The sequence below is a fragment of the Flavobacterium bernardetii genome (assembly GCF_011305415.1).
Lineage (GTDB): Bacteria > Bacteroidota > Bacteroidia > Flavobacteriales > Flavobacteriaceae > Flavobacterium > Flavobacterium bernardetii.
In genome coordinates this window covers 15,723-28,710 of record NZ_JAANOQ010000010.1, presented here as the reverse complement: position 1 = coordinate 28,710, position 12,988 = coordinate 15,723, and the positions used below count along the sequence as shown (strand labels likewise).

Annotated in this window: 9 protein-coding genes; 2 read left to right on the top strand and 7 right to left on the bottom strand. The window is 30.3% G+C overall.

Translation table 11 applies throughout. From position 1 onward, the window contains the following. The first annotated feature begins 15 nt into the window (after positions 1 to 15). On the top strand, positions 16 to 717 hold the full coding sequence (locus G6N05_RS14350; protein WP_166131219.1) for a hypothetical protein: 702 nt from the start codon (positions 16 to 18) through the stop codon (positions 715 to 717). A gap of 152 nt (positions 718 to 869) precedes the next feature. Here the strand turns inward: G6N05_RS14350 and G6N05_RS14345 are convergent, their stop codons facing one another. From G6N05_RS14345 to G6N05_RS14335, 3 genes are all read right to left on the bottom strand, one after another. Continuing rightward, positions 870 to 1,562 carry a hypothetical protein gene (locus tag G6N05_RS14345; RefSeq protein ID WP_166131216.1) on the bottom strand — a complete coding sequence of 231 codons (693 nt, stop codon included), beginning with the start codon at positions 1,560 to 1,562 and terminating at the stop codon, positions 870 to 872. A gap of 129 nt (positions 1,563 to 1,691) precedes the next feature. Further along, the gene (locus G6N05_RS14340) at positions 1,692 to 4,160 is read right to left on the bottom strand and encodes a TonB-dependent receptor (RefSeq protein ID WP_166131212.1); all 2,469 of its coding nucleotides are present in this window, start codon (positions 4,158 to 4,160) and stop codon (positions 1,692 to 1,694) included. A gap of 2 nt (positions 4,161 to 4,162) precedes the next feature. Next, positions 4,163 to 5,839, bottom strand: a complete 1,677-nt coding sequence (locus tag G6N05_RS14335; protein WP_166131207.1) for a M23 family metallopeptidase — start codon at positions 5,837 to 5,839, stop codon at positions 4,163 to 4,165. Positions 5,840 to 6,124: 285 nt separating this feature from the next. On the opposite strand from G6N05_RS14335, the gene G6N05_RS14330 reads away from it, so the two are divergent. Next, entirely contained in the window at positions 6,125 to 6,802 is a 678-nt protein-coding gene (locus G6N05_RS14330) for a hypothetical protein (protein ID WP_166131204.1), read from the top strand. A 369-nt stretch (positions 6,803 to 7,171) separates the two neighbouring features. On the opposite strand, the gene G6N05_RS14325 is transcribed toward G6N05_RS14330, so the two are convergent. The 4 genes from G6N05_RS14325 to G6N05_RS14310 all read right to left on the bottom strand — a co-directional run bounded on the left by G6N05_RS14325 (position 7,172) and on the right by G6N05_RS14310 (position 12,937). Continuing rightward, positions 7,172 to 8,650 carry an oligosaccharide flippase family protein gene (locus G6N05_RS14325; protein WP_166131200.1) on the bottom strand — a complete coding sequence of 493 codons (1,479 nt, stop codon included), beginning with the start codon at positions 8,648 to 8,650 and terminating at the stop codon, positions 7,172 to 7,174. A gap of 124 nt (positions 8,651 to 8,774) precedes the next feature. Continuing rightward, the gene (locus G6N05_RS14320; RefSeq protein WP_166131197.1) at positions 8,775 to 10,067 is read right to left on the bottom strand and encodes a glycosyltransferase family 4 protein; all 1,293 of its coding nucleotides are present in this window, start codon (positions 10,065 to 10,067) and stop codon (positions 8,775 to 8,777) included. A gap of 59 nt (positions 10,068 to 10,126) precedes the next feature. Continuing rightward, the gene (locus G6N05_RS14315; protein ID WP_166131194.1) at positions 10,127 to 12,556 is read right to left on the bottom strand and encodes a YfhO family protein; all 2,430 of its coding nucleotides are present in this window, start codon (positions 12,554 to 12,556) and stop codon (positions 10,127 to 10,129) included. Positions 12,557 to 12,679: 123 nt separating this feature from the next. Beyond that, on the bottom strand, positions 12,680 to 12,937 hold the full coding sequence (locus tag G6N05_RS14310) for a DUF4834 domain-containing protein (RefSeq protein WP_166131190.1): 258 nt from the start codon (positions 12,935 to 12,937) through the stop codon (positions 12,680 to 12,682). Positions 12,938 to 12,988: the final 51 nt, after the last annotated feature.

Below are 12,988 nucleotides of genomic sequence, written 5' to 3'. Positions count from 1 at the left end.
TAAGAAATCTAAAAAATGTATAAAAAAAACGACAACATTAAGTTACCTGAAGATCCAGACACTATTGTTTGGAAATACTTAGACTTGTCGAAATTTTTAGATTTATTGATGTCGCGAAAATTGTTTATGTCGCGTTCTGATAAATTTGAAGACCAATATGAAGGCACATTTTCCGAACCTACTTATGAAGAAATCAAAAAACTATCGGAAAACAATCCTGAGTTTTTACAATATTACAAATCGCATCGTGAAAAAGTAGTTGTGAGTAGTTGGCACATTAACGAATACGAATCGTTTGCGATGTGGCAAATATTTACACAAAACAATGAAGGTTTAGCGATACAATCAACTATTGGTAGACTACAAAAAGCTTTAAAACCCGAAATTAATTTTAGCCAATTTATTGGTGAAGTGAATTATATCGACTATAAAAAAGAATACATTCCGTTTGATGATATGTTTTTCCCGTTTATGTTTAAACGAAAAAGTTTTCAGTATGAAAGAGAAGTCAGAATTATTTCCGATTTAACTGAAAATAATATTAAAATTAACGATGGATTAAAAATTGATGTGGATGTCAATCAATTAATTGAGAAAATATATATCCATCCAAAATCGGAAAACTGGTATAAAAAACTAGTGATTGAGCTGGTTTCGAAATTGGACTATACCATCGAAATTGAAAAATCGGATTTAGAAAGTGATATTTTAATTTAGTTTTATTTTACCGCAAAGTCGCAAAGTTACTCGCAAGGCACGTAAAAATTATTTACAACATTTGTCATGCTGAAAGTAACTCAAAAAACTACAATATCGAATAAATAAATCTTAGCGAACTTAGCGAAAACCTTTGTGTCTTTGCGGTAAAACTACAAAGGAAAATACTCCGAAACCTTACTATCTTTTAAGTTTAAGATATGATAATGAATTTTATCTTTCTTATCGAATTCTCCATTTTTGTTGGCATCTTCAATAGTTCTGAAGAAAATTTTATTGGTAGATTCAATATGTTTCCAATCAACTAATTCTTGTAAATCTGTAGAGATCTTTGTGAAGTTTTTACCTAATTCCGTACTTGTATATAAAGATTTAATATCATTAGAATCAATAACACCATCTTGATTCGTATCGGCATCAGCCAAAATATAAACTAACATTTTATTGCTCTTGATAAACGAAACACGTTCAATAAGCATTACTTTTTCTGTTAAAACATGTAATGAATCGGAACCAACAGCTTGAAATTTTAAGTTTTGTAAATAACCCGTAATTTCATTTTCCATCGAATTAGAAACATTAAAACCAGCTACACCTTCATAAGAAGTTGTTTCGTAACTTCCTTTTTTGTTAATATCACCAAGTGTTAAATTCCCAATAGTATAAACTAATGCACTAGATCCTTCAAATTGAATAGGCAAATCAGCAACTTCTAACTTTGTAGTGTCTTTTTCTGGAGATTTAGCTTCTTTTTCCGTGTATTTTACCTTTGGTTTTGCTTTTTTTTCTTGACAAGAAAAAATCAGTACACTTGAAGCTATAATGATATATATATAATTTTTCATGAGTTTCGGTTTGAGTATCAAATATACTAAATTCTTAATCATTTATTTTTAAAGAAGATTTTATTTTTTCGTCACTGATTTTAAAGATTATTTAAATCCGTTTAATCTGTCAAATCTGTGTTCCCAACCTTAAATCCTCATGCTCAATTTCAAATTAAACGTTCTTGTTGTTAAATAATTTGGTACACCGTATTGTGTTTTCGTATACACATCACGCACCCAAGTATTCGTAATTGAATTTTGGTTGTTAAACATATTATAGATTTCAAAACCTAAACTAAATTCTGAAAAGTTAGCTAACCATTTTCTGTGAGCGCCTAATTTTGCATCTTTAAAAACATAAGAAAATCCAGCATCAGCTCTACGGTAATCGTTCAAACGTGATTGATAATCATAAGCATCTGCATAAGCTGGCGAACCACCTGGTAAACCGGTATTATAAACCAAATTCAAATACATTTTTAAACTTGGAATGTTAGGCATATAATCTTGAAATAGGATAGCAAATTTTAAACGTTGATCTGTTGGACGCGCAATATTTCCTCTTCCATTTTGATTTTCTTCTGTTTTTAAATACCCAAATGTGAACCAAGATTCAACTCCAGGAACAAATTCTCCATTTAAACGTCCGTCAATTCCATATACATAAGCTGTCGCATCATTATTCGCTCGGTATCGAATACGCACATTGTCGATTGTATAGGTGTTTACATCATTTATAGTTTTATAATACGCTTCACTGACTAACTTAAAGGGTCTTTCCCACATTTTAAAACTATAATCGTGACCTAATACAAAGTGAATAGATTTTTGATCTTTTACGTTTGGATTTACGCTTCCATCATTTGCACGTAATTCTCTATAAAACGGCGGCTGATTGTACACTCCGACAGAAAAACGAAAAATCATTTCTTTTTCCCATTTCGGTTTCAAAATAAACTGAGCTCTTGGTGAAAATGTGAATTGATTATCTCCAGAAATACCATTATTAGAAACTATCCAACTTTGTCCACGAACTCCAGCATTCACATAATACGTATGCTCGCCCAATCTTCCTTCGTGATTCCAATTTAAATACGCACTTAAACGATTAATTGTCGTGTTATTTTTAGCTCGCACATTTTGGTAAGGTGCTAAAGGTCCGTAATATGGATTATACGGTTGGTCATTCACATACTCTAACAACGGATTTGGCAATGAAAACCCAGCAGAATCAATAACTTCCCACTCTACTACTCTATCTCTAATGTTTTCGAAATTGTGTTTGAAACTCCATTCAACAGCATTATTATCATTTAATTTATGATTTCCTTTTAATTCGTTTGTTACAATTAAGGCATCTAAATTATTTCTCGCGTGATTTAATTGCGAACCAATTCCACGAGAAAAAACAACATCTCCAAAAGTTTCAGAACCAATATTGGCATCCACTTCACCTAAGCGATATTGGGCTAAAATATCATAATATTCTTCTTCAACTGTGTGATAAGCCGAAGAAATATATTTGTATTTATTGTTTTTATTTGGTTCATAAACCGATTTAATTGCACCAAAGAATGTAGTGTATTTATCTTTTTCTTGTCCTTCATACTGAATTAATAAAGCAATTGGCTCACTAATTGTTCCAAAATTGGTTTGTCTTGTTGTAGGTTGATAATTGTAATTATTTTGAGCAATATTTCCTAAGAAACTAAAGTTCCACTTCGTATTTAAATTGAAATTAAACAACGATTGTACATCTAAAAACGAAGGTTTATAATTGGTTTCTGTTTCCTGACTTTTTACTAAAAGTGAGTTGTTTCTATAACGAACACCTGTAATATTACTCCATTTTTGATTTTTAGAAACACCTTCTGCAAAAATACTTCCACCTAACAAACTCGCTTCTAAACCTGCATGAAAGGATTTTGGTGTTCTGTAAGCAATATCCAAAACAGAAGATAATTTATCTCCATATTTAGCCTGAAATCCACCTGCATAAAAATCTATATTTTGTACTAAATCGGTATTCGTAAAGCTCAAACCTTCTTGCTGACCAGAACGAACTAAAAACGGACGATAGACTTCAATTTCATTTACATAAACTAAGTTTTCATCGTAATTTCCACCACGAACGGCATATGAAGTACTTAATTCATTATTAGAATAAACTCCTGGCAATGTTTTAATTAAATTTTCTACACCAGCATTAGCGCCTGGAATTCTTCTAATAATTACTGGTGAAACAGCTGTAGCTCCGTTAATTTTTCTGTTTTTACCCGAAATAACAACCGTTTCAATGGTTTCTGTAATAGTTCCTAAAATCGGATTCCATTCAAAATCTTCATTTGGTTTTAATTTTACTTTATAAGTCGATTTTTTTAAAGTCTCGCTAGAATAAATGATCGTAATTTCTGAATTCGCATCAATTTCTAAAATGTAAAAACCATTGCTATTTGTAACCGTATTAGATGTTGGCGAACTTACGGAAACATTTTCAATTGGCTCATTGTTCTCATTTAAAACGATTCCTTTTATTCGCGCCTTTTGAGCGAAAGAAAAAGAAGAAATTAAAACAAAAAATAAAATAAATCGAATTGACTTTAAACTCAAACTCATAATTAGTATATAAAATTGGATGAAAATGTGGCTGTATTGTCTAACTTATCTGTAACCACAATTTTAATATCATTTTTTCCTGAAATCACTTTTTCATCTTTTAAATTATGAACTAGTTTTTTCGTTTTATAATCGTATTCCATTAAAATCCATTCGCCATTTAAATACGCATTGTACGAATCAATTCCGGAAATTGCATCACTAATAGAAACACTTAACGTAGTTAATTTAGAAATATTGCTGCCTTCAATAAAGTTTGGATTGTAAATTCGAGGTGCTACATTATCAAATCCGACTTTATATTTCCCAAATGCTTTCACTTTCGTAGAAACTTTATTCGCTTTTCTAAAAGATGAGTTATATTCTAATTTCATACCCAAAATCGTACCTACAAAAGCTTTTTTCTGTTCTTCTTCAGATAAATGTGACATATCTAAAGTTACGGTTAATCCGTTTTGAATGGCTTCGTAATTGTTTTCAATATCTAAAATATTATCTTTTTCGCTAACATTCAAATAGGCATTTTCATATAAAGCATTTACTGGAATATAAACCGCCGTTTTTTCGAATTCGAAATTATAATCGGATTTTGTTTTTATGTAAAAATTTCCTTTTGAAGTAATGGGAGCTGGATTTACTTCTTTTTCAAATAAAATGGGAACATTTACAATTGTTTTATTTCCGTGAAAATCAAAAACTTCAATTTTATACGTATAAGCTACATTCGGTTTAATATCTAAAATTCCATTTTTTGTATTTCCGCTTACTAAAGATAAAGGATAACTTTCTTTAATATATAATTTCTGGAAACGCTGTTTTAGTTTTTTATATCGATTAAAATCTATAAAATAATTGATGTGCTTCGATTCATCAAAAGCAAAAGTATCAAACTCAAATTTAAAATTCTGTGAACCGTTTACATAACTCACTACCTTATAAATTCCGTTTTTATTGTAGTTATTGGTCGACAAATCATAAGAATTAAGTGCGAAACCTATTTTTCCACTTGCTACGACTTTTGAAGCTAAAAACGAACCATCCACTTGTTTTTGTAACGATAAACTAACTGGATTTTTACTTTTATTTACCGAAGTTGAATCGTTTGCTGGATAAACCATTAAACTTGAAATCACAGGATTCATTTCGTCTTTAATTAATTTATTCATTCCAAAAGCCATCGGATTGATGATTTTTTCTGTAGCCGTATCTCTAAATTCAAAATGCAAATGTGGACCACCACTTCCACCTGAATTTCCTGATAAAGCAATAATTTCAGATTGAGTAACTTTTAAAGTACTTGGATATAATTCTACTTCGTAACTTTTTTGACGGTATTGCTGTTCTTTTACGTACGCTTCAATTTTATCACTAAATTTTTGAAGATGACCGTAAACTGTAGTATAACCATTTGGATGTGCAACATATAATGCTTTACCGTAACCGAATGCAGAAACTTTTATTCTAATAATAATTCCATCTGCAGCAGCATAAACTGGTAATCCTTCTACATTATTAGTTCGAATATCTAATCCGGAATGAAAATGATTCGGGCGGAGTTCTCCAAAGGTTCCGGATAAATTTATTGGAATATCTAAGGGTGATCGGAAATAATCTTTTGGATATTGAGCAAAAATTACTTGACTGGCTAATACTAATAAAATGGCTATCGACTTTTTCATTGTGGTTTTAGATTTGTGCTAAAATACTAAATTCAAATGCAATGACAAAAACAAAAATCAAAAATCAATAGCAAAATTCAATATCGAAAATCAACATCAATATGAAAAATTTACATCAACATCAAAAACAAACAAATAAAAACCTAAATATCAACAAATTAGAAATCATTAACAAGTCGTTATCATATCGTTATCACTTATAATTTGGGCTTTGGCACAGCAATTGAAAACACCTAATTAACGAAAACAATTCGTAAAATGTTTAACAATTAAAACTTAGAAATCATGAGAAAAATTACATTTTTAGTTGCCAGTTTCATATTAATGTTAAACGCAACTTTTGCACAAGAAATAAGAACTGACAGACGTGGAAACGGAAATGGTCATTATAACGGACATAACAATTATTATGCTATTGATTATAGAGATGCTGAACCAATAGAATTTAGAGAAAGAGGCATTTCATTTTACGTTTTTCCGAACGGAGATTTCGATTTCAACACAGGAAACAGTAGTTATATAGCAAGACGTGGTGGAGTTCCAACTACAAACCTTGAAAACAGAGGCGTAAGAGGTATAAAAATTGAGCACGACAACTATGGAAGAGTTAGACGTATTGGTAATGTTTTTGTCAACTACGACTACTACGGAAGAGTAAGAAGAATTGGTAGTGTTTATATGACTTACAATAGTTTTGCCTTAACAAGAATTGGTGGAATGCGATTATTTTATAACTACCATGGAGAAATTGTAGGTGTTACAGGTTTTGTAAACGGAATGAACTACGGTTACCAATACAACCCTTGCCCAGCAGGTTATAGCGGAGGTGATTATCACGATGATGATTACGGAAATGATGACGATGGTGATTTTTACTACTACAAAAAAGATGGTAGCAAAGAAAAAATGAAAAAAGAAGACATCGATGGCGTTAAAAAAGACGCTGTTGAGAGAAAAGGATAGTTTATAGTTGGTTGATTGATTGAAGAATCCCGTAACGTGAAAACGAAGCGGGATTTTTTTTGTTTGGTACGCGGATTTGGCGGATTTATATTTACGTATAGTTTGTCATGCTGAAAGCATCTCACGAAATGATTTGCACGCAGATTGAAAGAATTCAAAGGATTATTTTGGATTGTGGTTAAGGATTTATATTTACGTATAGTTTGCCATGCTGAAAGCATCTCACGAAATGATTTGCACGCAGATTGAAAGGATTCAAAGGATTTTTTTGGATTGTGGTTAAGGATTTATCTTTACGTATAGTTTGTCATGCTGAAAGCATCTCACGAAAAGATTTGCACGCAGATTGAAAGGATTCAAAGGATTTTTTTATATTTTAATTTTTAAGAATTTCTCCACTGTATTTCTAATCACAAAATTAATATCGCTAGACACTTTGAAATAATAGTGTAATGACAAGTATAAAACTGAAATGATAGCTGATTTCAAACCAATATTTACAATTGGATGAAAAGGAAATTCCCAAAAATAAAATCCTAAAAATAAAACTAATGCAATTATAAATGAAACGATGGTGTTTTTCGTAAACGGAAATAATTTCATTTTAAAAACTACAAATAATAATTTAGCTAAACTGTACATTCCAATGGCGATTAGTGTTGCTAAAGCTGCACCATCAATACCAAATTTTGGTATGAAAATTAAATTTAATCCAACGATGACAAATACTAATAAAACCCCTAAAACTAATACCGCTTTGTAATATTTAGAATTAAAAATGATAGAATTATTATTCCCTAAAATCACATCAAAATATTTAGATAATCCAATCGTAAAAACCACAAATAAGCCTTGATCATAACCTTCATCTGGCAAAAGTGCATACAATTGCTTAATGTTTACTAAAATGCCAATATAAATTAAACCACCAATTACTTGAAGTGTTACTGACGATTTTTTATACAATTCATTTAATTCTTGCCATTTGTTTTCACTCATCAATTTAGCCGTAATTGGATACGTAATTTGATGCATCGCTCGTTGAGGAACGGAAATTACCATAGCCAAATAAACCGCTAAAGAATAAAATGCAATGTTTTCAATTTTTAAGAATTGATTAATCATGTATTTATCGATATCTAACAACATATTGGCTACACTTGCTGATAAAATAATGAAAATGGTAAATACAAAAATGGACTTTGTGTTCTTTGGAAACTTTTTACTTAACTGAATTTTCTTAGTTTTATTAGCATAATAAATGATCACTAACAAACTAATTCCGTAAACTAAAACCAACGAATGAATAAATTCTGGTAACGTTATGACTTTAAAATACACTCCAAAAAGGGAAATGGTAACTAAAATTCTAACAAAAACTTCTTTTACAAACGAACCAAAAACTGATTTCATGTGTGCTCTTAACCAAGCATAAAAAATTTCAAAATACCCAATAAACATAGCGATTAATGGAATTTCCCAAACAAAATCGTAAACTATTGCATTTTTTGCCGATTCATACAAAGCTATATTTTCATAAAAAGCATAAAACAAAGCAAAAAACGGTATAATTATTAGCAAAGGCAATAAAAGCATATAGCTAAAATAACTGCTTAAATCTTCTTCTGTCTTATTATTCTCATTAAAAAATTTAATTAAAGTATTCTGAATTCCGAAAGATAAAATCGGATATAGAATATTAGCTGCAGATAAAACATAATTGGTTAAACCTAAATAATCTTTACCCAAAAAAACAGGATACATATACAAAACATTAATCGCACCAATTGCAAAACCAATAAAAGTTACAATGGTGTTTTTAATAGATTGCTTAATTACGATTCCCATATTTTTTTAGTATTCAGTGTACAGTTTTGAGTATGAAGTTTTAATTTATTTCAAAAATCAGAATTCGTTGTTCGAAATTCGTTTCTAGTTTTTTACTTGTCTCTTTTTACTTTTTACTTTTGCCTTATCCCTTTTGCCTCAAAACTCCGGCTAACTTCTCAGTCAAACTTTTTCTGCTAAATTGTTGTAAACCGACAGCATTTACTTTTAGATTTTTGGCTAAATATTGATTAAAATAGGTCGAAATTTGATTTTTTAGTTCGTTTTTCTCGGAATATTGATAAAAAACTCCTGTATTTGTCTGTTTAATGATGTTTTCAAAATCAGAGTTTTTTGGTCCGATGGCTAATATTGGTCTTTCGGAAACCATGTATTCAAATAGTTTTCCTGGAATAATGCATTTGGTGTCTTCCGAATCAATTTCTATTAGCAATAAAACTTGTGAACTTCTTTGATGCACCAAAGCTTCTTCATGTGAAACATAACCTAAATTCTGCACAAAATTATCTAACTTAAAATCTGAAATTGATTGCAACACTTCTTTACTGACTGCTCCAATTAATTTCAATTTAAAAAACGTAGCAAAATCTTTATTTTCTTGAATTAATTCCGATAAAGATTCCCATAAAATTTGCGGATTTCTTTCAGATAAAAACGAACCAATATGTGCCAACGTAAAGTTTTCGTCTAAAGGTTTCTTTTCGATTTTTTCAATATCATACCCATTAGTAATGACTTCAATTGGCTTATTCGTTATACTTTCAAATTCTGTTTTTGTGGTTGGCGAAGTGACTAAAATCGTATCACTAGTATTCATGACTTCTTTTTCCAAAGCTTTGTGCTTGGCACTCGCCCACTTTGATAATTTCAGTTCTTTATGATAGCCAATGGTTGTCCAAGGATCACGAAAATCGGCAATCCAATTTACGTTGAGTTGTTTTTTTAAATCTAAACCAATCAAATGCAAACTATGTGGCGGACCAGTCGTTATAATGGTTTCAATATTATTTTCTTGAATATATTTTTTAAGATATTTGACTGAGGGTTTCACCCAAAAAACACGTGCATCTGGAATAAAAACGTTTCCACGAACCCAAAGCATGGTTTTTTCAATAAACGATTGTTTTTTCTTTTGCGTAATGATTCCAGCGCCTAACTTTTTCGTTTTATTTTTCGATAAAAATGAAGCTAAAGCATAGGGTTCAAAGATTTTATTTTTCAGAATAACGGTTGCATCAGAAACTTCAGAAAGTAATTTTTCATCGATTAAAGGATAACTCGGGTTTTCTGGAATATAAACAATCGGTTCTACACCAAAATCAGGAAGATATTTTACAAACTTCAACCAACGTTGCACGCCTGGTCCACCTGCTGGCGGCCAATAATAAGTGATAATTAAAACTTTGTTTGAACTCAAAATAGTATGTTGAAAAATAAATCTGACAAATTTTAAAATCTATCAGGTTTGGTATAATATTATTTTATCTCAGTCAGATTCTTATTCTGTTTTCTCCAGTAAAAAACACCTAAACCAATAGTTAAAAGCATTAAAAGTGTTGAAATCAAAGAGATCATACTTCCTTTTTTTACCACTTGAGGTTCAAATTTGAATTCGATTGTATGTTTTCCTGCTGGAATTTTTAAACCACGTAAAACGTAGTTAACATTGTAAATTTCAGTATCTTTTCCATCAATAAAAGCTTTCCAACCATTTTCGTAATACATTTCAGAAAACACACCAAATCCATTTTTAGAATTGTTTGAAGTATATTTTAAATGATTTGGTTTGTATGAAGTCAGTTCAATAGTTGAAGTTGAATCTTTACCAGTTTCAAAATTTAAAGCAACTTTTGTTAAAGCTGGTTTCATATAAGTCGCTTCCTCTTTAGTTTTCAACTTATTTAGAGCTTTCATTTCTTCATCTGCAGAATTAACTACATTAACTTTTGAAACAAACCAAGCATTTCCGTTTGCACTTGGGTTTTCTAAAGCTTGAGGTCTTCCTTCTTCATCTCCTTTAATAATATATTTTGTGTTTAGCATGTTCCAAACTTCCATATTATTATTGGCAATTTGGTAATCAAAAATTTCTTGGAATTTCTTAGGTTTTACGGCACTATAACCACCAACTGATTGATGAAAAAACGAAGCTCTTCCACTATTAATGTTTCCATCTACGTCAAAAACTCTAAAATTAGTAGTATCTTCTAAAATATGTAAATCAGCATCAGTTGGCTCACCAAAAGGTCTTTCTATTTGACTTTTCGATACAAAATCATCCGCTTTTACATAGTTTTTATCAACTACAAATAAATCTAAAACCATTACTAAACCTACAATAACTACAGTTGTAAATTGTGAAAATGTTTTCTTTAAGAATAAAAACATCGCTCCAAAAGCAACTACCAATAAACCAAATGCTCTGTAAATTGTAGAAAAATACATTTCTTGTCTGTCTGCAACGATTAAGTCTAAAACTATTTTTTCAATTTTAGCTTCACCTTCATTATAAAACTTGAAATATGTTTTACCTAAAATATAAATAATTGCTAATAACCCTGCAGTAATTCCAAAACTATAATTTAATGCTTTTTTACGTTTCTCTTCATCATCTAAATTTAAGAAACTATGGAATCCTAAAATAGCTAAAGCTGGAAAACACAATTCTAAAATAACTTGAATAGATGAAACTGCTCTAAACTTATTATATAATGGCACATAATCAATAAAAAATTGAGTTAATCCATTTAAATTTTTACCGAAAGAAAGCAATAATGAAAATATAATTCCGGCTAATAACGCATATTTTATTCTTCTGTTTTCAACAAAAAAGGCTAAAACAGCTAAAAAGAAAACGATTATTCCAATATATGCTGGAGCAGCAACACCAGGTTGGTCACCCCAATAAGTAGAAGCTTGTCTGTTAACCATATCAATTGCTTCAGATTCTGGCACACCGCTTTCGATAGCATAATTCACTAATTTTGAATCTTTATCAAATTTATCACCTCCAGAACCAAATAATTTTGGTGCTATTAAATTCAAGCTTTCAGCAATTCCGTAACTATATTGTGTGATATATTCATTACTCATAGCATTATCATTGACTTTCTTTTTACCAGTTTCGTCAATAGTTAATTCACTTTTTCCACGAGTAGAATTTTGTGCATATTCAGAAGTGGCCAACAATCCAGTAGCATTGACACCCATTGCTAAAACGGCAGCTCCTAAAAAGATACCAAATGATTTATACAAATCAGAAAATTCTTTATTTTTTATCGCTTCAAACGCATAAACTGCTACAATAAAAGCAATTAAAAATAAAAAATAATACGTCATTTGGAAGTGGTTTGCCTGAATTTCCAAAGCTGCTGCTAAAACCGTGATAATTCCTCCAATTAAATAACGCTTATTTAAAACATAAATAATTCCGGCTAAAAGAAGAGGGATATAAGCTATAGCATGTGCTTTGGCATTATGCCCTACTCCAATAATTATTATCAAATAAGTTGAAAAACCAAAGGCTAAAGCACCAAAGAAAGCGAGTAAAGGTTTGACTCTTAAACTCAATAATAAGACATAAAAACCTAAGAAATATAAAAATAAATAATCGGCAGGACGAGGTAAAAATCGTAAGGCACTATCTAAACTTTTAATGTAATTATGAGGATATTTTGCACCTAATTGATACGTTGGCATTCCACCAAACGCGCTATTTGTCCAATATGGCTCATCATGGTATTCGTTTCTAAAGTCGTTTTGTTCTTTAGCCATACCAGTGTATTGCGCAATATCAGATTGTAATATTTGTTTTCCAGACAAAACTGGATAAAAATAAATAACAGCAATTACTATAAAACCAAAAATGGCATATAAATGTGGCGCAAATTTTTCTAATTTCTTCATTTTAGTTTAAAAAATAATATAGGTTTTGTCAATCTGAACTTGTTTCAGATTCTTAAAATACGAAAATAAAAAAACGATAGATTCTGAAATAAATTCAGAATGACAACCGTTAGTTTTTAATTTTTATTCAACTTCTTCGTAATCGATATAATCACCTACAACTTTCTTTTCCTTTTTAGGAACTTCTTGTTGGTTTTCTACTGGCGATTGATATTGTTGTTGCTGTTGTTCAAATTGTTTTTTAATATGTTCTTCTGCTTTTTTCGCGACTTTTTGCATCAAATATGGTGCTAACAATCTCATTGCGAACTTAAATAAATAATAAAACAAAATGATGTAGAATAAAGTTCTAATAAATCCCGGCACACTTGCTGTATCCATAATTGTATTTTTTTTGTCAAAAATAAGGAATATATCAAATCTAATACTTAA